Genomic DNA, 21,429 nt, shown 5'->3' with positions numbered 1-21,429 from the left:
CCATCGCATATGACGCGCCCCCTCTACTTGGAGGCTGCGCCGGTTAACTCCTACGATGTAGGAGACGGGGTCCCAATGATCAGGACTGACGACTCAACGAATGAGGCATCATGCGAAGCTGAATAAATTATAGGTGATGCGAATGTGGCGGGCAAGAGTCGAATCTTGTCGCGTCACCAACGGCTTTGCACCGCGCATCATACGCGGAACCGGTGACGGCATATGTGACCGCAGGAAAAGTTGGCGTCCCCGGAGAGATTCGAACTCCCGACCCGCTGCTTAGGACGCAGCCGCTCTATCCAGCTGAGCTACGGAGACGCGTGGCGCGAAAATAGTCCGGCGCTCCGTCCGCTGCAACCCGCCGCGGCCCGCCGTCGCATCGGAAGCCGAATCCATCCCACGGAAATTCCTTCATTTTCGGTTCTGTAAGGGTATGTAAGGCCGCATTCCATGCAGTTCTGTGACAGTCCGGACGGATCGGATTCATATCTGAAAAGTAACTGCGTATCGGGGCGGCAGCGGTGGCAGATTGATCTCGCCGGTTTCCTCCCAGGCAAGCCTCCCCAGGCAAGGGCCTCAGTGCAGATCAGCCGGCAAACAGGAGTGTGCCGCATGTCGCCGTCCTTCACCGAACTCTCCCGCAAGAACCTGCGCGATGGTGTCAGCTTTCTCGGTGCCGCCACGCTGACCCCCGCGATGGGCGCCGGCGCCGGCGTTCTGGAAGACTGGATCGCGGCGATCGAAAACGCCTATCACGGCCTGCTCTGCCTCACCGCCGCCCAGGCCAACCTGCATGGCATCGCGCCCATGCTGCCATCAGACGTCCAGCGCATCAGTGAATCACGCGGCATCGGTGCCCATGTGCGCGACGTGCTGGGGCCATTCTCCATGGGCCATCGCTGCCCGCTGGAGAGCATGCCGATTTCCGAACGTCTGGAATTCACTGCACTGCTCATTCTCGAACTGCAGGCCGTGCAGGCCGATCTGGTCGAACAGCAGCGCGACTGGGTGATCGACGCGGTCGCCATGAGCGAACTCGATGCCGCCATCGGTATGATGCTGCGCGCGCTGGGCCAGTGCGAAAAGCGCGCCCAGCTCAAACTCTGAGCCTGTGACCCGCCAGAGTCATCCCAGCCGTCGTTCAGGCCGCAGCCGAGACCGCGGTGCCGGCGGCGTCCGGCATTTTATCGACGGCCGCCGCCGCCCTGCTTTTGTTGCTGCTGCTTCAGCTGCAACAGCGCTGCAAACGGACTGTCGGCCATCTTCGCCTCGTCCTCGCGGCGCTTTTCGGTCTCGCGCTTGCGCTTCTCGACAATCGCTTTGTGCGAGCGCAGGTACAGCGTCACGTCGGCCTTCGTCTCCGGATCACGTGCACTGATCGACTTGTAGCCCAGTGCCCAGAGCAGGCGCTGCAGCTCGTCGGCGCCACAGCCGGCCAGGTTCATCCAGGCGGTATCGGCCTGGAAGCTGCCGAACGGGCCCAGAGGCTTCTTCGGTTTCACATTTTCCTTGGCGGCATCGGCCTGCAGGACGGGCGCGGGTGCTTCGGCCACGATCTCCACCGGCTGCTCGATATGCTCGCCGAGCTGTTCAGCCGGCACATCCGCCGCTTCCACCGCCTCTGAAATCTCGACGGTTTCCGCTGCCTCCGGCTTCGGTGGGCCTTTCCTGTCCGACTTGCTCTGCTGGCGCGCGGCCTGTTCGGCCTGGCGTGCGCCTTCGCCGATGCGCTGCACGACATCCAGGCGGAAGGCCTGCTTGCCGGCACGCAGGAAACCGGCCGCCAGCCACCAGCGGTCATCGCGCCATTCCAGAACGGGGAGCGAGGTCAGGCCGGGTGTCGGCGGTGCTTCCGGTTCCTTGCCGTTATAGACGGCCCAGAGCAGCGTCTTCAGTTGCGTTGGCTTGGGCTTCAGCAGCTTCGGCACCAGGATATGTGTCTCGCCGAAGCTGACGCCCATCTTGCGCAGCGGATGCCGCTCGGCCTGGCCCATGTTGCGGACCATGTCCGAAACATCGTCGCGCTTCAGTGCGCCAAGGTCCATGGCCAGCTGGAAGGCGATGCCGCGCGCCGAGCCTTTGAGATCGGCGTCGCGCAGACGATAGAGATCGCCCAGATGCAGACGCAGATGGCGTTGCAGCCAGCCATGCAGTTTTTCTTCTACGGCCTTGCGCATCTCGGGCGAGAGCTGGTCATCGGCCAGCAGGTTGAGCCGCGGCTCCAGCATCTCGGCGCCCTTGGTCAGCGTGGCGAGTGTCACGCTCTCCTTCTCGGCCGAAACCAGCATGACGCCGCCTTCGGGCGACAGCGCGAAGCTGCCATCTTCCAGGCCGAGCATCGCCTGGGCGCGATCCTGCAGGGCGGGGCCGAGCACGCGCAGGGCCGCCGAGCGCAGGATGCGCCGCTGCTCCACGCTGTCATGGCCGACAGGACGGAAGCGCAGGCCGCGCAGATGGCCGATATTCTCGCCATCCACGGTCAGCGCATCATCCTCGCCCAGCTTCACGTCCAGCAGGGAAATATCTTCAGCCAGGCCGCGCGTCAGCACGCTGGTGCGGCGGTCGACGAAGCGTTCGGTCAGGCGCTCATGCAGCGCATCCGAAAGGCGATCCTCGATGGCGCGTGTTTTGGCCTGCCAGTCCTGCGGATTATCCATCCAGCCGGCGCGATGCGTCACCGTCGTCCATGTTCTGATATGAGCGAGCCTCTGAGACAGCGTATCGATATCGCCCTCGGTGCGGTCGATGTTGCGCAACTGCCCGGCCACCCAGTCGGCCGGCAGCTTGCCCTTGCCATCGACCAGATGCACGTAAAGCTGCGTCAGCAGCGTGGCGTGGCGGTCCGACAGGTCCTTGGTGAAATCGGGAATGGCGCAGACCTGCCACAGCAGCTCGACGCGCTCCTTGGCATTGGCGCGTTCGATAACAGTTGCGTCGGCGCGCAGCGCCTGCAGGCTCAGCAGGTCGTCGGCATCGCGGCCGCGCGTCAGGCCTTCGCGCGGCGGCGCCACATCCAGGCTGCGGGCCAGCGCGTCGATGCTGCGGAAATCCAGCTCCGGGTTGCGCCAGCGCGCCTGCGTCACGGCTTCAAACCGGTGGTTCTCGATGCGCTCGATCAGGTCGGGCTCCAGCGGCGCGCAGTTGGCAGTGGTGCCAAAGGTGCCGTTGCGCAGGTGACGGCCGGCGCGGCCGGCGATCTGACCGATCTCGGCCGGCGTCAGCGGGCGCATGCCGACGCCGTCGAACTTGGTCAGTTCGGCAAAGGCCATGTGTTCGATATCAAGATTCAGCCCCATGCCGATGGCATCGGTCGCCACCATCACGTCGACATCGCGATTCTGGAACAGCTCGACCTGGGCGTTGCGTGCCCGCGGGCTCAGCGCGCCCAGAACGACGGCGGCGCCGCCGCGCTGGCGCTTCACCTGTTCGGCGATGGCGTAGACGTCGGCGGCCGAGAAGGCGACGATGGCGGAGCGCTTGGGCAGGCGCGACAGCTTCTTCGCGCCGGCATAGGTGAGCTGCGACAGGCGCGGCCGCGCCACGAATTCCGCATTGGGCACCAGGCGGCGGATCAGGCCGCGCATGGTGTCGCTCCCCAGGAACATCGTCTCTTCCGTGCCACGCGCATGCAGCAGGCGTTCGGTGAAGACATGGCCGCGATCGGCATCCTGGCAAAGCTGGATTTCGTCGACCGCGAGGAAATCATAGGTGCGGTCCATCGGCATCGCTTCCACGGTGCAGACGAACCAGGTAGCGCCGCGCGGAATGATCTTTTCCTCGCCCGTCACCAGGGCGACATGACGGTCGCCCTTGATCTTGACGGCCCGGTCATAAATTTCACGCGCCAGAAGCCGCAGCGGCAAACCGATGATGCCGGTGCGGTGGCTGAGCAGGCGCTCGACGGCCAGATGCGTCTTGCCAGTATTGGTCGGACCCAGCACGCAGAGAATGCGGCCCTTTTCGGCGGTTTTGATCTCGGTCACAGCTTTTGCTCGGTTACTGGGCGACGGTTTTAACGGACCCGCGACTGTAGACCCGCAAGGCCCCCGCCTCAACGCTCCCGGATCAGCGTTCCCGGCGCGCCGTTTCCCGACGACCGGGTCCGTCCAGGGCCACGGTCTTGATCATGGCATGCACCGCCAGACCGGGCCGCAGCCCCAGCCGTTCGGCCGACAGCCGGGTGACGCGCGCCAGCAGCATGTCGCCGCTGCAGTCCAGCTTCACCTCCACCTGCGGGCCCTGGCCCTGCTGCACCTCGGTGACGGTGCCGGCCAGGATGTTGAGTGCGCTGGTATCGCCCGGCGGGGTGAGGGCCAGCGTCACGTCGCGGGCGCGGATGCGCAGCCGCACGCCATCGCCCGGCATACGATCGCTGCGCGGCACATACAGCGTGCCGGCGCGGGCCTGCAGCACGGTCAGGCCATAGGCTTCGTCATGGCGCAGTACGCGCACCTCCAGCACCGCGCCGGCCTCGTAGCGCCCGGTGAGCGGGAAGAGGTCGAGCCGGCTGCTGAGGTCCATCATGCTGCCCACGGCGCGCACGCGGCCATCCGACAGCAGCACCACGGTATCAGCCAGCCGCGTCACTTCCGGGATCGCATGGCTGACGTAGACGATGGGCAGCTTCAGCTCGTCCCGCAGGCGTTCGAGATAGGGCATGATCTCGTCCTTGCGCGCGGCATCGAGCGCGGCCAGCGGTTCATCCATCAGCAGCAGATCGGGACGGCTCAGCAGCGCGCGGCCGATGGCGACGCGCTGTTTCTCGCCGCCCGACAGCGTGCCCGGCCGCCGCGGCAGCAGGGCGGCGATGCCCAGCAGGTCGACAATGTGGTCCATGTCGATGGAATCATCGCGTCCGCCATTAAAGATATTGGCGAGCCAGCGGCCATAGAGCAGGTTCTGCCGCACCGTCAGATGCGGAAACAGCCGGCCCTCCTGGAAGACATAGCCGATGCGGCGCTGGTGCGGGGCGAGGAAGATGCCGTTTGCGGTATCGACCAGTACGCGGCCGTTGATGCTGATCCGCCCGCCGGCGCTGGGTTTCTGCAGTCCCGCGATCAGGTTGACCAGCGTGGTCTTGCCCGCGCCCGAGCGGCCGAACAGCGCAGTCAGGCCGTGGTCGCAGGCGAACTGCGCCTGCAGCTCGAAGTCGCCCTGGATATGACGGATATCGACGCTGAGACTCATTGCAGCACGCGCTTCGCCATGCGGCGCGCCAGCAGTTCGGATGCGATCAGCGCCACCGCCGCGATCAGGATCGAGATCACGGTCAGCCGCAGGGCCTGCGCATCGCCACCGGGCACCTGTGTGAAGGTGTAGATGGCGGTCGGCAGCGTCTGCGTCTCGCCCGGGATGTTGGACACGAATGTAATCGTCGCGCCGAATTCGCCAAAGGCACGCGCGAAGCTCAGCACGATGCCGGCAAGAATGCCAGGCAAGCTGAGCGGCAGCGTGACAGTGAGAAAGACCAGCCAGCCCGGCGCGCCGAGCGTGCTGGCGGCCGCTTCAAGCTTCGGGTCGACGGCTTCCATCGACAGGCGGATGGCGCGCACCAGCAGCGGAAAGCCCATCACCGCGCAGGCCAGCGCCGCACCGGTCCAGCGGAAGGCCAGCACGATGCCGAACACATCGGAGAGAAACGCGCCGAACACGCCGCGCCGCCCGAACAGCAGCAGCAGCAGGTAGCCGGTGACGACAGGCGGCAGGATCAGCGGCAGATGCACCACGGCATCCAGCAGCGCCTTGCCGGGAAAGCTCTTGCGCGCCAATACCCATGCAATGAAAACACCAAACGGCAGGCTGCCCAGGGTGGCCGCAAAGGCCACCTTCAGGCTGAGCGCGATCGCGGTGAGTTCTTCAGGGGTGAGAGAAAGCATCAGATCAACTATAGAGCGTCACCCTTGGGCTTGTCCCAAGGGTGACGATTTGGGGGTGCCTCAATTCACCTTCGCATCCGGCGCCAGCACGGTGAAGCCGTTCTTCTCGAACACGGCTTTTGCGGCCGGGCTGCGCAGGTAGGCCAGATAGGCGGTGGCCTGCGGGTTTTTCGATTCAGCCAGGGCCGCAGCCGGATAGACGATCGGCGGATGGCTGCTGGCCGGGAAGGCATCCAGCACGCGCACGCCCTTTTCGGCCGCCGCGTCGGTGGCATAGACGATGCCGGCCGGCGCTTCGCCGCGCGCCACCAGCGCCACCGCCGCGCGCACATTATCGGCCTGCGCCACGCGACTCTGCACAGCGGGCCAGACATTCAGCGCCTCCAGGGCGGCCTTGCCGTATTTGCCGGCCGGCACGGCATTCACATCGGCCATGGCCAGCTTGCCATCCTTGCCCAGCAGGGCGGCCAGATCGAAATTCGGCGCAATCTTCAGGCTCGCCTTGGAATCGGCAGGCGCGACCAGCACGATGCGGTTGCCCAGGAGGCTGCTGCGTGTGCCGGGCTTCACCAGCTTTTTCTGCTCGAGGTAATCCATCCAGTCGAGATCGGCCGAGAGGAAGATATCGGCCGGCGCGCCGGCCTCGACCTGTTTGGCCAGTGCCGAGGAGGCGGCATAGGAGGTCTTGGCGGTGGCGGCGGTGAAACCGGTGTTGATCTCGTCCAGCGCGGTCTTCAGCGAGGCGGCGGCGAAGACCAGCAGGTCCTGCGCTTTCGCAGCGGCGGGCGCGATGGCAAGGAGGGCGGCGAGGGCAAAGGCGGACAGATGGCGCATGGGTGTCTCCGTTATGTCCGTAAGACTATAACGGGGAACGCGGTGCGGGCGCAATCGCAGGAAGACGTGGATGGCCGGTTCAAGCGCGGCCATGACGCACAATTTATTGTCATGCTCGGGCTTGGCCCGAGCATCCACGTGTTATTTTCTTACTTCGCCCGCTGCTTCTGCAAGGCCTTGATATCGGCAGCGCAGGCTTTCGCGGTGGCGGCTTCCATGCGGCGGTAGCGCGTCAGCACCTCCTGGCCCAGCTTGGTGAGCTGCGCGCCGCCGCCGGTCCTGCCGCCGGTCGCCGCCGTCACCAGCGGTGTTTTGAAATACCCGTTCAAGGTCTCGACCAGCTGCCAGGCGCGCTTGTAGCTCATGCCCATGCGCCGACCGGCCGCACTGATCGAGCCAGTCTCGGCGATGCTTTCCAGCAGGTCGCCCTTGCCGGGCCCGAGAAAGACGCCGGGCGACAGCACCACGCGCAGGCGGGTGGCGGCAACAACAGCGGGTTTCTTGCTCATGCTTTTTTCTTCCTGTCCTTGGCCATGCGCTGCAGGGCGGCGACCGTCTCACGCAAGCCGCGACTGAGCGGCTTGTCGCGGCGCAGCGCCAGCGCCAGTTGCCGCGTCAGTTTCGGCTTCAGTGGCCGCACCACCAGATCGCGCCGGCTGTCCGGCGAACTGAGCGCCATGCCGGGCAGCACCGAACAGCCGAGCCCGGCTGCCACCAGCTGCTTGATCGCCTCGACGCTGTCGAGCTCCATCACCGGTTTGAGCACCGCATCGCCGCCGGCAAACCAGCTTTCGATCAGGCTGCGCGTATGGCCGCCGGGTTCGGGGATCACCAGCGGCAGCGCGCTCAAACTCGCCGGTGTCACCGTCAGCGGCAGGTCATGCGTCTTTGTTCCAATGGCGACGAAGTCGTCATCCAGCAGCGCCGTCACCTCCAGGCTGCGGCTTAAGGAACGCGCGCCGCCATCCGATTTGCGCGGCGGCAGGGTCACCAGCCCGAGATCGAGGCTGTTATCCTCGATGGCGCGCAGGATGTCGGGCGCGTTGCCGGTATTCACCACCAGCTCCAGGTCGGGGAAGCGCCGGCGCAGGTCGCTTAAGACCGGCGGCAGGATATGGATGCAGGCGGTGGCACCGATGCCGATGCGCACCCGGCCGCTGACGCTCTTGGCCAGCTGCGCCACGTTTTCCAGCGCGGTGTTCACGGCGGCATCAATATGGCCGGCATGGCTGAGCAGCTCGCGCCCGGCCGCCGTGGCGGTCACCTTGCGGCCGACGCGCTCGACCAGCCGCACGCCGAGTTTCTGCTCCAGCTGCCGCACCTGCAGGCTGATGGCCGGCTGCGTGAGATTGAGCCGGGCGGCGGCGGCCGAGAAGCTGCCGAGCCGCACCACATCGGCAAAGGTCTGCAGGTGGTCGAGATTGAAGCCGCGCATCCCTTAGTTTTTCTCATGGGTCGCATAAAAAGGCAAAATTTAATTTATGGCCGGACATGCCGCATCATTGCCCCATGACGCTGCTTGCCCTGGTTCATCCGTCCGTCCTGCTGCCGCCGCTTGCGTGGATATGGCCGCTGCTGGCGCGGTGCGCCGGCAGCAGGAGCAGCCTGCCGGAGCGGCTCGACGACTGGCAGCTGCGCGACCTCAACCTCACCCGGCCGCATGCAGGGCCGGGCTATGCCCTCACGCCCTGGATTCCATGAACGCCCTTGCCCCGGATTCGACCATCACGCTGCGCGACGCCACCCCGGATGACATGACGCAGGTGCAGCGCATCTATGCGCATCATGTGCTGCATGGCCTGGCCAGCTTCGAGGAGGAACCGCCCTCGACAGAGGAGATGCTGAAGCGCCGCGACACCGTGCGGGGTCATGGCCTGCCCTATATCGTCGCCGTCGATGAGCAGCAGCGCGTGCTTGGCTATGCCTATGCCACGCAGTATCGCCCGCGCCGCGCCTATCGCTTCACGGTAGAAGATTCGGTCTACATGGCCGACGGCACGCAGCGGCGCGGCATCGGCAAGCGGCTGCTGAATATGGTGATCGCGCGCTGCGCGGCCGCGGGCTTTCGCCAGATGATCGCCATCATCGGCAACAGCGCCAATGCCGGTTCGATCGGCCTGCATGCTGCCTGCGGCTTTCGCACGGTCGGCGTGTTCCAGGATGTCGGCTTCAAGCATGACGGCTGGCGCGACACCGTGCTGATGCAGCGCAGCCTGGGACCCGGGGCGGCGGAGCCGCCAAAGACATAACCCGGGCGACAGAGCCGCCAAAGACATAAGCTGCGCTGCATCCAGACCGCAGGATCAGCTGCAGCCGCAGCTCTTGTCCGTTGCGCAAACAGATGTCGCCATCCTGTTGCGCCGGCGCAGCCAGTACATGCCGGCCATGGTCAGCATCGGCCCAATGATCAGAAGACTTGGCATCAGCAATCCGGTGCCCCAGGTGAAGACATCGGTGCTAAAGCCAGCGATGCCGAAGCCGGCCAGTCCGAGGCCGGCGAGCAGGGGCACGGCCAAGGGAATGGCGCAGCAGGCCGCGCAGGCCGCGCCGACGCCCAGCAGGGCCAGGAGAGATTTCTTCATGATGATGTCCTCGCGATCTGTTCAGGCAGCAGGAGTGCCGCCCCTCTTGCAGGACTGTACGACCTCAAGTAACTTGAGGTTCAAGCAATATCATGAGGCATTGAAATGCTGTCAGATCAAGAGCTTACCATTGGCCGGCTGGCGGCTCTGACCGATAGCAGCGTCCCCACCATCCGTTATTACGAGCAGATCGGCCTGCTGCCGCGCGCCGCGCGCCGCATGGGCGGCCATCGCACCTATGGCGATGACGACCGCAAGCGCCTCACCTTCATCCGCCGCTGCCGCGATTTCGGTTTTCCGATCGAACAGGTGCGCGCCCTGGTCGCGCTGACCGAGGCGCCGGCGCTGGAGCAGGATTGCGTGGCGGCGCGCGATCTAGCGCAGGCCAATCTCGATGCAGTGCGCGACAAGCTGCGCGAGCTGCGTGAACTGGAAAAGAGTCTGCGCGCGCTGGTCGGCCGTTGCGATGCTGCCTGCGTCGGCGGCCCGGCGGGCGACTGCACGATCATCGACGATCTCAGCAGCGCGTCTTCTTCTGGTACCTGCTGTTCATGAAAACCTGGCTCGTCTATGGCGCGGCGGCTTTTGCCGAGATCGCCGGCTGCTTCGCTTTCTGGGCCTGGCTGCGTCTGGATAAATCCGCCTGGTGGCTACTGCCCGGCATCGCGGCGCTCGCGCTGTTCGCGTATCTGCTCACGCTGGTGGAGGTCGAGGCCGCCGGCCGCGCCTATGCGGCCTATGGCGGCATCTACATCGCGGCCTCGCTGCTCTGGCTCTGGCTGGCCGAAGGCCATGCGCCTGATCGCTGGGATGTGATCGGCGCGATGGTATGCCTGGTCGGCACCGGGATTATTCTGTTCGGACCGAGAAGCGTGTAACGCGCCGCTTACTGACAGGACCTGAACAGCGCGGTGAGCGGCACATCCAGTGCGCGCGCCAGACCATCCAGATGGTGCAGCGTGGGATTCTTGCCGCCCGCTTCCAGCGCCAGCAGCCATGCGGCCGATACGCCGGCCCGGTGCGCCAGCGCCCTGAGCGACAGCTGCTCCTCCAGCCGCAGCCGCTTTACGTTGATGCCGACCAGCCGCTTTGCTTCCATGCCTCGCCCTCACGAGTTGAGCCATGGCGGTCAGCCTATACTCCAGATGGAGTTGCATCAACTCCCATAGGAGTAGATCGGCATGCTCTAAACGGCCGTATGCGAACCGTTACAGAGAGACTGGCGCTGATCCTCGATGAGACCGGATGGTCTCAGGCCGAACTGGCCCGCCGCACCCGGGGCGCGCTGTCGCAGCAGGGCCTCAACAAGATCATCACCGGCAGCACCAAGTCGCCCTCGGCCGATGCGCTCGCCGCCATCGCCAAGGCGACCGGCTACAGCCTGCGCTGGCTGATCAGCGGCAAGGGCGCCAAGCAGGATGGCTTCAGCGAAAGCCCGGCCTCCTATGGCGACAGTGCGTTTGGCGCCGATGCGCAGAATGCCGTCGCGCAGGCCATCGAGGACGCGATCCGGGATCGCGGCATCAAGCTGGGCGCGGCCGAGAAGGTGGCCTTCATCGCCGCCGTCCTGAAGAAGCTGACCAAGAAATAAAGACTCTCGTCCTCCGCACACTGCAACGGAAACCATCATGCTCACCGTGCATCATCTCGTCCGCTCGCAGTCCGAGCGCATCGTCTGGCTCTGCGAGGAGCTTGGCATTCCCTATGCGCTCAAGCGCTATCAGCGGCTTTCCAACAATCTCGGGCCGGCCGAATACAAGGCGCTGAATCCGATGGGCACCGCGCCGGTGATCACCGACAGCAGCCCGACCGGCGGCGATCTGGTGCTGGGCGAGTCCGGCGCGATCATCGACTACATTCTCGCGCGCTACGGCACCGGCGCGGATGGCAGGACCGCGCTGAAGCCCGCGCCGGATGCGCCGGGCTTCACGGATTATCTGTACTGGTTCCATTTCGCCAACGGCACGCTGCAGCCGGCCAATATGCGCATGATGGTGATGCGGCGGCTCGAGGCCGCCCCGGATCACCCGACCGTGGTGGTCGGCACCCAGCGCATGGCGCTGATCCTCTCCACCATCGATGCGCGGCTCAAATCCGTGCCGTATCTGGCGGGCCGGGATTTCACGGCGGCCGATATCATGACGGTGTTCGCGCTCACCACCATGCGGCTGTTCCAGCCCTGCGACCTGTCGCCCTATCCGAACATCCTGGCCTATCTGCGGCGCATTGGCGCGCGCGAGGCGTATCAGCGCGCGATGCAGAAGGGCGATCCGGAGATGAAGCCGGTGCTGGGGTGAAAGTGATAAGATGGTCTCTACTGACAGTAGACGGATCTTCTCCGGTAAACTGCTAGGGAGAACAGTAAGTATTTGTTCTCGTGTTATTCTCTATCGCGTTTTTTCTATATTTGGTATTTTTATATCGTTACTTGCCTGTATATAGCGGGCATGTTATATTTGTTTCCTGAATGTTCGCACAGTCATCGAAGGTACACCCCATGCCTGTCTATGCCCCTGTGCCTTGCCGCGCTACCAAGACTGCAATCCAGGACGCCGCAGAGCACTACGCTCAACGCATCGGGTTTCATCCCGGTGATTCCATCATCGACCTAGTTGAGAAGCTGGGTGGAGATGTGTTGTACCGCGATTTTTTTAAAGCGGGTGCAGAAAGCATTTATGTGCGCGCACCTAATGACTTCGACATCTATGTTCCTAATGACACCAGTCCAACGCGTGATCGCTTTACTATCGGTCATGAGCTAGGGCATTTGCTCCTTCATTATCCCATGCTTCAAAAACAGCATGCTGGTGAGAGCAAGGTTGAAATGCGTGCCCAGCGTTATTTAGCTTCAGACGCGACAGAAGCAGAGCGTAGGGCCGAGTGGGAAGCCAATTGGTTTTCGGCCGCTCTTATTATGCCATCTGATCATTTTCGCACCGCTTGGACTGAAGTTGGCGGTGATCTAGAAGATGTGGCTCGTGTTTTCTTGGTATCGACTCTCGCAGCCGAGAATCGAGCAAAGAGCCTAGGTCTAGAATAAAAATAATGCCATCAGATGATGAAATCGCTGAGCAGAGGGCGAAGGATAGCTACCGCCTGGAAATGTTTCTCAGTGTGGATGTCTCTGGTTCCACCGCATTCAAATTCTCGCGTAGCCTAGCAGGTAGCGCTGGAGAAGAAGGCGGGTGGTTTACGGCAATTCGGAAATTTTATGATAGTTTCAATGAAAAATTTCGCCAAACCATTGCCGCCAGTCATCTTAGTGCACCATCTCTTCAATTGTGGAAAGCTTTGGGTGATGAACTAATTTATCGGATCACAATTGAAGATCGGCATTCAGCCGCAGTTATTATTGGTTGCTTTATAGATGCTATTTATCATACCCGTCGTGTTGTGCGAGCCGTTTCAAAAGGCTTGGATTTAAAGGGATGCGCTTGGGTCGCTGATTTTGACGCGCGCAACGCCATTATCGATTTAGATGGCCTTCACGATCCATATCAAACTCCCGATGGAGGCACACAGCGCGCCCGCACGAGCAAAAAACCAGAAGTTCAAGATTTTATCGGCCCTTCGATGGATGCGGGCTTTCGATTGGGAAAAGCCGCATCTCGTCGTAGGTTGGCGCTTTCTGTCGAGTTGGCACTTATCATCGCTTCGGCTCAAGCTGAGAAACGGTCGTATCCTCTAATTTTTGGCTACGATGGCAGAGAGGATTTCAAAGGGGTGCTGGGCGGTGAATCATATCCGGTGGTTTGGCTGGATATAGAAGATAATCTCAAATTGCGCGAAACCAATCGCCGTGAAGCCGCGCTACTGCAATGCCAGCCCGAAGTTTCATCCGAAGTGGTAGTGGATTTTTGCACGAGTTATATTGAGTCGTCACATTGGATGGAAATGCCATTCCTTAAAGCGGAAGGTAGTGAACTCTTTAGTCAAGTGCCGCCTTCTCACATTGCTGAGGCTATTCGAAAAGCTGAGGCTGAAAAAAATGAGCAGCAATTGTACTCACAAGCATCCAACGCAGATCCTAGTGATGATGCGACTATCACGGCGGACCAGTTGGTAGAAAGTATGCCTACACCTGCATCGATTGAGTCTGACGCGGGTAACTCTTCAAATATGTCGAAGGCGAATTCGTAAAGCAGCTAGTTGCGTACTCAGCAATTTGCAGAAGCGTTCAGGTCGTGCACTTGTCGCAATACTCTAATTGCAGTTGCAGATTTCCGCCAACCCCCGGCCCGGCCACCGGATTTCAATGGCTTGGCCCAGCAGATCAAGGGCTTAGCCGGCTTTTCGCTGGTCTGCGTTGGCTAAAATTGGACGAGATTGGCCAAAATAGGACGCGTTTGGCTCAGATTGGCTCGATCTGGCTCAGTTTGGCATCCCGCTGGCCCGGCCTGGCCGTCATTGGCAGCCGGTTGGCGCAACGTGGACGCGCAAGCCGTGTTAGACTGACGCGACAGCACTTTGACAGCATCGGGACGCCCGCTTCATACTGGCTGCTGCACCGCAGCATTTGAGTCTGTGGACGGGTGGATACGAGAGACGATGACCAGCAAAGAGATTCCCAAGGAGACTTCCTGGCCCGAGGCCTGGGCCAAGCTCGCGCAGAAAGAGCTGGGCGAGAAGCCGCTGACCGATGCGGTCTGGCAGACCCCGGAAGGCATCGCGGTCAAGCCGCTCTATACCGCCGCCGATCTCGAAGGCATGGAAACCGTCAACTCGCTGCCGGGCTTCGAGCCCTTCACGCGCGGCGTGCGCGGCACCATGTACACCAACCGGCCCTGGACCATCCGCCAGTATGCCGGCTTCTCCACGGCCGAAGAATCCAACGCCTTCTATCGCAAGAATCTCGCCGCCGGCCAGCAGGGCGTCTCTGTCGCCTTCGATCTCGCCACGCATCGCGGCTATGACTCTGATCATCCGCGCGTCGTCGGCGATGTCGGCAAGGCCGGCGTGGCGATCGACTCCGTCGAGGACATGAAGATCCTGTTCGACGGCATCCCGCTCGACAAGATGAGCGTGTCGATGACCATGAACGGCGCCGTGCTGCCGGTGCTGGCCTGCTACATCGTGGCGGGCGAGGAACAGGGCGTGAAGCCCGAACAGCTTTCAGGAACGATCCAGAACGACATCCTGAAAGAGTTCATGGTGCGCAACACCTATATCTATCCGCCCGCGCCCAGCATGCGCATCATTGCCGACATCATCGGCTTCACCGCCGCCAAGATGCCGAAGTTCAATTCGATCTCGATCTCCGGCTATCACATGCAGGAAGCGGGTGCGACCGCCGTGCAGGAGCTGGCCTTCACGCTGGCCGACGGCAAGGAATATGTGCGCACCGCCATTGCCAGCGGCCTTGATGTCGATGCCTTCGCCGGCCGCCTGAGTTTCTTCTTCGCCATCGGCATGAACTTCTTCATGGAGATCGCCAAGCTGCGCGCCGCGCGCTTCATGTGGACGAAGATCATGAAGGAGTTCAACCCGAAGAAGACCGGGTCGCTGATGCTGCGTACGCATTGCCAGACCTCGGGCGTCTCGCTCACCGAGCAGGACCCCTACAACAACGTGGTGCGTACCGCGATCGAGGCGATGGCCGCCGTGCTTGGCGGCACCCAGTCGCTGCACACCAATGCGCTGGATGAAGCCATCGCGCTGCCGACGGAATTCTCAGCTAGAATTGCGCGCAACACCCAGCTGATCATCGCTGAAGAGAGCTACGTCACCAAGGTGGTCGATCCGCTCGCCGGCTCGTATTACGTGGAAGCGCTGACCCACGCGCTGGTCACCCATGCCACCGCGCTGATCGACGAAGTGGAAGCCATGGGCGGCATGACCAAGGCAGTCGAAAGCGGCATGCCCAAGCTGAAGATCGAGGAGGCTGCCGCGCGCCGGCAGGCCCGCGTCGATCGCGGCGAGGATGTCATCGTCGGCGTCAACAAGTATCGCCCGGCGAAGGATGACAAGCCGGAAACCATGGAAGTCGACAACACCAAGGTGCGCGACAGCCAGGTGGCGCGTCTGAAGACCATCCGCAACACCCGCGACAAGGCCGGGGCGGAAGCCGCGATCAAGGCGCTTGAGGAAGGCGCGGCCGGCAACGCGAATCTGCTGGAACTCTGCGTACAGGCTGCGCGCGCGCGCGTCACCGTGGGCGAGATGTCGGATGCGATGGAACGCGTGTTCACGCGCCACAAGGCGACCGTGCGCTCGATTGCCGGCGTCTATGGTGCGGCCTACGCGAATGACGAGGGCTTCAAGATGATCCAGAAAGAGATCGACGCATTCGCCGCCGAGGAAGGCCGCCGGCCGCGCATGCTCGTCGTGAAGCTCGGGCAGGATGGCCATGATCGCGGCGCCAAGGTGATCGCGACGGCCTTTGCCGATCTCGGCTTCGACGTCGATGTCGGTCCGCTGTTCCAGACGCCCGAGGAAGCCGCCAAGGACGCCATCGAGAATGACGTCCATGTCGTCGGCATCTCCAGCCAAGCGGCCGGCCACAAGACGCTGGTGCCGCAACTGATCGAGGCGCTGCGCAAGAATGGCGCGGGCGACATTCTCGTGATCACCGGCGGCGTGATCCCGCCGCAGGATTACGACTTCCTGCGCCAGGCCGGCGTCGCCGGCATCTACGGCCCGGGCACCAACATTCCGCAGGCGGCCGCCGAGATCGTGAAACTGATCCGCCAGCAGCACGTTAAGGCTGCTGAGTAACAACCAGGGTCCGCCATGCTTCCCCCGTTTGCCGTCACGCCACTCTACGCCGCGCTCTGCGGCCTGCTGCTGCTGGCACTGTCCTTCCGCGTCATCATCCTGCGCGGCCGTCATCATGTGAAGATCGGCGATGGCGGGCATGACGACCTGCAGCGCGCCATCCGCGTGCATGGCAACTTCGTCGAATATGTGCCGCTGCTGCTGATCCTGCTGTTCATGCTGGAACTGTCGCGCCAGGCACCGGTCTGGGCGCTGCATGCGCTCGGTGCGATGATCTTCATCGGCCGCATCGTGCATGCCATCGGCGTGGCGACTCAGCGCGGCAACGAACGCGCGCCGCTGCGCGTGCTCGGCATCTGCTTCACCTTCGTGCCGCTGGCGGTGACGTCGGTCTGGCTGCTGCTCGTGGTGCTGCAGCGCTACCTGTGATCTAGCCGCGCTTGCGGGCCTCGATGCTCTGCAGCGCGGTGTCGACCGCCTTCAGCAGATCGTCGCGCCGCACCGGCTTGGTCAGCACCTGATCCGCGCCCAGCCGCTCGGCCATGCCGAGCAGTTCCTGCGCGCCGATCCAGCCGCCGCCCGAGATCGCGATCACCGGCAGTCCGGGCCAACGCTTCTTCACCGTGCGCAACACTTCAACCCCGTCGCGCTGCGGCATCAGGATGTCGGTCAGCACGATGTCGATTTCACCGGCCTCCAGGATATTGAGGCCCTGGTCGCCATCGCCGGCCTGCGTGATGGCATGACCGCGGGTCTCCAGATGCGTGCGCAGGATGGCCCGGAATTCCGGATTGTCATCGATGATGAGAATGCGGGCCATTTCTCGGTCCTCCACAGCCTTCGCCCCGAGGGGCGAAAATGGCGTTGCAAAGCCCTGCGCTTGGCACCATTCTAGCGGCGAATATCGGGGTGGAAAGACATATTAAAGATTGCAAAGCCCCCTTAATTAATCCTGCTACGGGCACAGGGCATGAACAGCGATCTTCTTCAGGCCGTGGTCGATACCGCCATCGACGGCCTGATCCTCATTGAGGCCGATGGCCGCATAACCCTGTTCAACCCCGCCTGCGAGCGCCTGTTCGGCTACACCGCCGTCGAGGTGCTGGGCCGCAATGTCTCGATGCTGATGCCCGAGCCCGATCATTCGGCGCATGACAGCTATCTGCGGCATTACCACACCACCGGCGAGCGCCGCATCATCGGCATCGGCCGCGAGGTGCTGGGCCGGCGCAAGGACGGCAGCGTCTTCCCGTTTGAACTGGCGGTTGGCGAATATGGCGGCGATGGGCAGACCCGCTATGTCGGCGTCATCCACGATATCAGCAAGTATCGCCGGGTGCTGGCGGCCGAGCGCGAAAGCGAGGCGCGCTTCCGCATGCTGGTCGACAGCATTCCCGATTACGCGATCTTCATGATGGATGCCGATGGCCGCATCCTGAACTGGAACGAGGGCGCGGTGAATCTCACCGGCCGTACGCCCGACGAGGTGATCGGCCGCACCCGCGACATATTCTATACCGAAAGCGACGTGGCGGCCGGCGTGCCGGCGGCGGCCCTGAAGCGCGCGCGCAAGAAAGGCCGCTACGTCAACGAGGAGTGGCGGGTGCGCAAGGATGGCCGCCGTTTCTGGGTCACCGTGGCGATCACGCCGATCCTCGACGAGCAGGGCACACTCACCGGCTATGTCAACATCACGCGCGACATGACCGAGCGGCGTCAGGCCGACGAGCTGCGCGACCAGCTGCGGCAGGCACAGAAGATGGAAGCGCTGGGCCAGCTCACCGGCGGCGTGGCGCATGACTTCAACAACCTGCTCGCCGTGATCGTCGGCAACCTGGAACTGCTGGGCGACCGCATCACCGACATGGAAGGGCGGCGGCTGGTCGATCAGGCGCTGCGCAACGCGATCAGCGGCGCCGATCTGACCAAACGGCTGCTAGCGTTCAGCCGCCAGCAGAAACTCAATCCGATCCGTCTCGACGTGAACGAACTGATCGATAGCACGCTTGATATCCTGCGCCGCACGTTGGGCGATGCCATCACCATCCAGGCCGGACTGGCGCTGGATGTCTACATGGTCGAGGTCGATCCGGGCCAGCTCGAGAATGCGCTGCTGAACATGGCGCTGAATGCGCGCGATGCGATGCTGGGCGCCAGTGCCAAGGGCACGCTGACCATCCGCACGGGGGTGACCTACCTGGACGAGCCGCGCGTCATGCCCACGCGCATCGCGCCGGTCGGCACCTATGTGATGCTGTCGATGCGCGACACCGGCTCAGGCATGACGCCGGAAGTGATGGCGCGCGTCTTCGAGCCTTTCTACACCACCAAGGAGATCGGCAAGGGCAGCGGCCTGGGGCTCAGCCAGGTCTATGGCTTCGTCGTGCAGTCGGGCGGCTATCTGGAAGTCGAGAGCCAGCCGGGCAACGGCACCGAATTCCGCATCTACCTACCGGCCCTGGAAGGCGAGCGGCTGTCGGCGCGGCGACCCGAGAACGAACCCGAGCGCAAGCTGATCCTCTGCGTCGAGGACAATCCCGATGTGCGGGCGACGATCACCGCGCTGCTGGGCAATCTCGGCTTCGCCGTGCTGCCGGCCTCCAGTGCGCAGGAGGCCCTGGCCGAATTGCGGCGCGGCCTGCCCATCGACCTGGTGCTGACCGACATGCAGATGCCGGGCGACATGGACGGACTGGCGCTGGCGGAAAAGCTGGTCACCGACAATCCGAAGATGCCGGTGCTGTTTATGTCGGGCTCGGTCGACAGCCAGCGGCTGGAAGGCACGCGCTTCGAACATGTGACGCAGATGCTGTCCAAGCCGGTGCGCAAGGCCGACCTGGCCGAGGCGATCAAGAAACTGCTGGTGCCGAAGAGCTAGAGGATGGGCAGGCGGCCGAGTTGCCGCAGGCTCGGCGTCGCCAGTTCGGTGATCTGGTAGAGCTGCAGGATATCGGCCTCGCGCCAGTCGCGCGGGCGGTCTTGCTCGGCCGAGATGATGGCCAGTGGTTCGCCATCGGCATCGGTCACCAGCGCATCGATCAGCGCGCGGATGCCGGTCGACTGCGCATAGGGTGCGCCCAGATTGCGGGTGGCCGGATGCTGCGCATAATCGGGGATCACCAGCAGGCGTTCTTTCCGCATCATCTCGAAATAGAGCGGCACGCCGGTCGCGGTCAGCACCGTGTCATCCGGAAACTGCCGGCCGCGCTGGTCATAGAGAGAGCGGCAGTGAATGGCGTCAGCGGAAAGGTTGAAGCGCCAGATGCTGGCCCGGGTGCAGCCCAGTCCCTCGATGATGTCCCTGCAGACCGCCTGGAAAAGCTCCTGGGGTTCGGCATCACCCAGGATGGGAAGCGGCGCCCTGTTCTGGAGCGCGGCGCGGGTATAGTGCATCGTCGGCCAATCCGGTTACGGATGAACTGGCCACAAATCTAGGGCGAACAGCAAAAAAAGTCACCACTTTAAGCCTGTAAACCGCCCTATTCGGCAGCCTCGCGCCGGCCATTCGGCCCGGTCTCCCGCAGGCCGCCGCCCGGCACCTCTTTCCAGGTGACGTTGTAGAGGTCGAAGCGGCGGTCCTTCAGATTCTGCACCGTGCCGCTCTGCCGCGCCGCCGCCAGGCTGTCGAGATGCACGTCGGCGATGGCAACCATCTCGACATTCGGCGTGGTGTCGGCGGCGATGCCGTCGCGGGCGAAGGCGAAGTCGCAGGGCGTCAGCACGCAGCTCTGCGCATACTGGATGTCCATGTTCTCCACGCTGGGCAGGTTGCCCACGTTGCCCGCCATCACGACATAGCACTGGTTCTCGATGGCGCGCGCCTGCGCGCAGAAGCGCACGCGCTGATAGCTCTGCCGTTCGTCGGTGCAGAAGGGGATGAACAGGATCTGCGCGCCCTGGTCGGTCAGGTGGCGGGCGAGTTCGGGGAATTCGGCATCGTAGCAGATCATCACGCCGATCGGACCGAAGTCGGTCTCGATCACGTTGGAGCTGTCGGCGCCGGTGATGTTCCACCAGTAGCGCTCGTTCGGCGTGGGATGAATCTTGCGCTGTTCATGCACCGCGCCGTCGCGCAGGCAGACATAGCAGATGTTGTAGACATGACCATCGACCGGATCGCGGGTCGGATGCGAACCGCCGATGATGTTGATGTTGTAGCTGACCGCCAGTTCGCTGAACAACGCCTTCACGCGTTCGGTATAGCGCGTCAGCGCCGCGACCGCCTCGGCGGCCGGCGCGTTGCGGTTCTCGATGGACAGCAGCTGCAGGGTCACCAGCTCGGGGAACAGCACGAAGTCGGCTTTGTAATCCGCCACCACATCGACGAAATACTCGACCTGCTTGGCGAAATCCTCGAAGGATGAAATCTGGCGCTGCTGGTACTGCACGGCGGCGACGCGCGCGGCGCGGGCGCGCAGCGGCGGCTTGTCCGGTGTGTCGTGAATGGCGTCGCCGAATTCCGGGTTGCGCCAGACCATATGCGTGGCGAAGCCGCGCGATTCATGGTCGTTGTCCATATAGGCGCGCAGCACGCCCAGCGGCTCGAAGTTGTTGCGCATCTGGAAATTGATGACCGGATCGCGCAGACGGCCGCTCTGCACCAGCTCCAGATACTTGTCGGGCGAGCGCAGCTGCATCCAGCGCCGGTTCAGCCCCGGCATGCGGCCGCCGAAGACGATGCCTTTCAGATGCAGATGCTGGCAGAGCTGCTTGCGCGCATTGTACAGGCGCTGGCCAAGCCGCAGGCCGCGATAGTCCGGATCGACGCAGACCTCCAGGCCATAGAGCCAGTCGCCATGCGCATCATGGCGCGCGGCATAGCCGCGGCCGGTGATGCCTTCCCAGTCATGCGGCTTCAGCGCCAGCTTCTCGGCGATGCGGAAGGTGGCGCAATAGCCGACGATGGCGTCGTCATAGACGGCGACGAACTGCCCATCGGGGAAATGATGCTGATGGCCGCGCAGCTGCGCGGTGGTATAGGCGCCTTCGGTGGCGCCGTAGACCTTGTCGCTCAGCGCGCGGATGCCGGGGATGTCATGCGGCGTGGCATTGCGCAGGACCAGGCGCGGCTTCTCGACTGCCGAAAGGGACGGCGATCCGTTTTTCGTGCCTTGGCCGTTTTTCGCGCCCTGGCGTTTGCGCGGCGCGGCCTGCTGCAGCGGCCGGGCACCGGTCTTGGCGGCGGCTTTGGGGGATTTGGCTTTGCTCATGGGAATGCTCTTTGCTGTGCCCGGAAGAAACGACACAGGCAGAGGCGAATTCCGTGCGTCGCACGGATCAGAGGCAAACCATGGGAAGGATTGGGGAAATGGAGGGCCGTCCGGCGGGTCCGGGGGAAGACCATAATGCCGGACGGCCCGGCAGGCTGCGAAAATTGCCGCCTGGAACGGAGTTAAGCCGGCAAAAGGGGCAGAATTGAGGCG

Annotated in this window: 23 protein-coding genes and 1 tRNA gene; 12 read left to right on the top strand and 12 right to left on the bottom strand. The window is 63.4% G+C overall.

Annotation, left to right across the window (positions count from 1 at the left end):
* Positions 1-241: 241 nt before the first annotated feature.
* Positions 242-318 (bottom strand) — tRNA-Arg (locus AC1RRE_RS01730).
* 294 nt (positions 319-612) lie between these two features.
* Between AC1RRE_RS01730 and AC1RRE_RS01725 the strand changes: the two genes are divergently transcribed.
* Complete coding sequence (locus AC1RRE_RS01725; RefSeq protein WP_492979325.1) at positions 613-1,107, top strand: hypothetical protein; 495 nt, start codon at positions 613-615, stop codon at positions 1,105-1,107.
* Between the two features lie 77 nt (positions 1,108-1,184).
* On the opposite strand, the gene AC1RRE_RS01720 is transcribed toward AC1RRE_RS01725, so the two are convergent.
* The 6 genes from AC1RRE_RS01720 to AC1RRE_RS01695 form a co-directional block, all read right to left on the bottom strand.
* Positions 1,185-3,983 (bottom strand): helicase-related protein, encoded by a 2,799-nt coding sequence (locus tag AC1RRE_RS01720; protein WP_492979324.1) that lies wholly within the window; start codon positions 3,981-3,983, stop codon positions 1,185-1,187.
* Between the two features lie 82 nt (positions 3,984-4,065).
* Entirely contained in the window at positions 4,066-5,187 is a 1,122-nt protein-coding gene (gene modC, locus AC1RRE_RS01715) for a molybdenum ABC transporter ATP-binding protein (protein WP_492979323.1), read from the bottom strand.
* Positions 5,184-5,876 (bottom strand): molybdate ABC transporter permease subunit, encoded by a 693-nt coding sequence (gene modB, locus AC1RRE_RS01710; protein ID WP_492979322.1) that lies wholly within the window; start codon positions 5,874-5,876, stop codon positions 5,184-5,186. Before modB ends, modC begins: the two co-directional genes overlap by 4 nt.
* 60 nt (positions 5,877-5,936) lie before the next feature.
* Positions 5,937-6,710: a molybdate ABC transporter substrate-binding protein gene (gene modA, locus AC1RRE_RS01705; protein ID WP_492979321.1), complete on the bottom strand. Its 774-nt coding sequence runs from the start codon at positions 6,708-6,710 to the stop codon at positions 5,937-5,939.
* Positions 6,711-6,859: 149 nt separating this feature from the next.
* Complete coding sequence (locus tag AC1RRE_RS01700) at positions 6,860-7,219, bottom strand: winged helix-turn-helix domain-containing protein (RefSeq protein WP_492979320.1); 360 nt, start codon at positions 7,217-7,219, stop codon at positions 6,860-6,862.
* On the bottom strand, positions 7,216-8,145 hold the full coding sequence (locus AC1RRE_RS01695; RefSeq protein WP_492979319.1) for a LysR family transcriptional regulator: 930 nt from the start codon (positions 8,143-8,145) through the stop codon (positions 7,216-7,218). Before AC1RRE_RS01695 ends, AC1RRE_RS01700 begins: the two co-directional genes overlap by 4 nt.
* 74 nt (positions 8,146-8,219) lie before the next feature.
* Between AC1RRE_RS01695 and AC1RRE_RS01690 the strand changes: the two genes are divergently transcribed.
* Positions 8,220-8,411 carry a hypothetical protein gene (locus AC1RRE_RS01690; protein ID WP_492979318.1) on the top strand — a complete coding sequence of 64 codons (192 nt, stop codon included), beginning with the start codon at positions 8,220-8,222 and terminating at the stop codon, positions 8,409-8,411.
* Positions 8,408-8,959: a GNAT family N-acetyltransferase gene (locus AC1RRE_RS01685; RefSeq protein ID WP_492979317.1), complete on the top strand. Its 552-nt coding sequence runs from the start codon at positions 8,408-8,410 to the stop codon at positions 8,957-8,959. Before AC1RRE_RS01690 ends, AC1RRE_RS01685 begins: the two co-directional genes overlap by 4 nt.
* Before the next feature lie 54 nt (positions 8,960-9,013).
* On the opposite strand, the gene AC1RRE_RS01680 is transcribed toward AC1RRE_RS01685, so the two are convergent.
* On the bottom strand, positions 9,014-9,292 hold the full coding sequence (locus AC1RRE_RS01680) for a hypothetical protein (RefSeq protein WP_492979316.1): 279 nt from the start codon (positions 9,290-9,292) through the stop codon (positions 9,014-9,016).
* Between the two features lie 105 nt (positions 9,293-9,397).
* Between AC1RRE_RS01680 and AC1RRE_RS01675 the strand changes: the two genes are divergently transcribed.
* Both AC1RRE_RS01675 and AC1RRE_RS01670 read left to right on the top strand, forming a co-directional pair.
* Complete coding sequence (locus AC1RRE_RS01675) at positions 9,398-9,847, top strand: MerR family transcriptional regulator (protein ID WP_492979315.1); 450 nt, start codon at positions 9,398-9,400, stop codon at positions 9,845-9,847.
* Entirely contained in the window at positions 9,844-10,170 is a 327-nt protein-coding gene (locus AC1RRE_RS01670) for a YnfA family protein (RefSeq protein ID WP_492979314.1), read from the top strand. Before AC1RRE_RS01675 ends, AC1RRE_RS01670 begins: the two co-directional genes overlap by 4 nt.
* 8 nt (positions 10,171-10,178) lie before the next feature.
* Here AC1RRE_RS01670 and AC1RRE_RS01665 read toward each other — a convergent pair whose 3' ends face one another.
* On the bottom strand, positions 10,179-10,391 hold the full coding sequence (locus AC1RRE_RS01665) for a helix-turn-helix domain-containing protein (protein WP_492979313.1): 213 nt from the start codon (positions 10,389-10,391) through the stop codon (positions 10,179-10,181).
* Positions 10,392-10,490: 99 nt separating this feature from the next.
* Between AC1RRE_RS01665 and AC1RRE_RS01660 the strand changes: the two genes are divergently transcribed.
* The 6 genes from AC1RRE_RS01660 (at position 10,491) to AC1RRE_RS01635 (ending at position 16,435) form a co-directional block, all read left to right on the top strand.
* Positions 10,491-10,883, top strand: coding sequence for a DUF6197 family protein (locus AC1RRE_RS01660; RefSeq protein WP_492979312.1), 393 nt, complete (start codon positions 10,491-10,493; stop codon positions 10,881-10,883).
* A gap of 37 nt (positions 10,884-10,920) precedes the next feature.
* Positions 10,921-11,589: a glutathione S-transferase family protein gene (locus AC1RRE_RS01655; RefSeq protein WP_492979311.1), complete on the top strand. Its 669-nt coding sequence runs from the start codon at positions 10,921-10,923 to the stop codon at positions 11,587-11,589.
* Between the two features lie 200 nt (positions 11,590-11,789).
* Positions 11,790-12,332 carry an ImmA/IrrE family metallo-endopeptidase gene (locus AC1RRE_RS01650; protein WP_492979310.1) on the top strand — a complete coding sequence of 181 codons (543 nt, stop codon included), beginning with the start codon at positions 11,790-11,792 and terminating at the stop codon, positions 12,330-12,332.
* A gap of 5 nt (positions 12,333-12,337) precedes the next feature.
* A complete protein-coding gene (locus AC1RRE_RS01645) occupies positions 12,338-13,432 on the top strand; it encodes a hypothetical protein (protein WP_492979309.1) in 1,095 nt (364 codons plus the stop codon).
* Positions 13,433-13,840: 408 nt separating this feature from the next.
* Positions 13,841-16,006, top strand: coding sequence for a methylmalonyl-CoA mutase (gene scpA / locus AC1RRE_RS01640; RefSeq protein ID WP_492979308.1), 2,166 nt, complete (start codon positions 13,841-13,843; stop codon positions 16,004-16,006).
* Positions 16,007-16,021: 15 nt separating this feature from the next.
* The gene (locus AC1RRE_RS01635) at positions 16,022-16,435 is read left to right on the top strand and encodes an MAPEG family protein (RefSeq protein WP_492979307.1); all 414 of its coding nucleotides are present in this window, start codon (positions 16,022-16,024) and stop codon (positions 16,433-16,435) included.
* 1 nt (position 16,436) lies between these two features.
* On the opposite strand, the gene AC1RRE_RS01630 is transcribed toward AC1RRE_RS01635, so the two are convergent.
* A complete protein-coding gene (locus tag AC1RRE_RS01630) occupies positions 16,437-16,826 on the bottom strand; it encodes a response regulator (protein ID WP_492979306.1) in 390 nt (129 codons plus the stop codon).
* A 150-nt stretch (positions 16,827-16,976) separates the two neighbouring features.
* Here AC1RRE_RS01630 and AC1RRE_RS01625 point away from each other — a divergent pair, with 150 nt between their 5' ends.
* Positions 16,977-18,884: a hybrid sensor histidine kinase/response regulator gene (locus AC1RRE_RS01625; RefSeq protein ID WP_492979305.1), complete on the top strand. Its 1,908-nt coding sequence runs from the start codon at positions 16,977-16,979 to the stop codon at positions 18,882-18,884.
* On the opposite strand, the gene AC1RRE_RS01620 is transcribed toward AC1RRE_RS01625, so the two are convergent.
* Together AC1RRE_RS01620 and AC1RRE_RS01615 are read right to left on the bottom strand one after the other, a co-directional pair.
* On the bottom strand, positions 18,881-19,399 hold the full coding sequence (locus AC1RRE_RS01620) for a GAF domain-containing protein (RefSeq protein WP_492979304.1): 519 nt from the start codon (positions 19,397-19,399) through the stop codon (positions 18,881-18,883). The two genes, AC1RRE_RS01625 and AC1RRE_RS01620, sit on opposite strands and share 4 nt — an antisense overlap.
* 86 nt (positions 19,400-19,485) lie before the next feature.
* The gene (locus AC1RRE_RS01615) at positions 19,486-21,216 is read right to left on the bottom strand and encodes a GNAT family N-acetyltransferase (protein ID WP_492979303.1); all 1,731 of its coding nucleotides are present in this window, start codon (positions 21,214-21,216) and stop codon (positions 19,486-19,488) included.
* Positions 21,217-21,429: the final 213 nt, after the last annotated feature.

The organism is Ferrovibrio sp. GW821-FHT12D07 (assembly GCF_058807275.1).
This window is presented reverse-complemented; position numbering and strand designations above follow the sequence as displayed.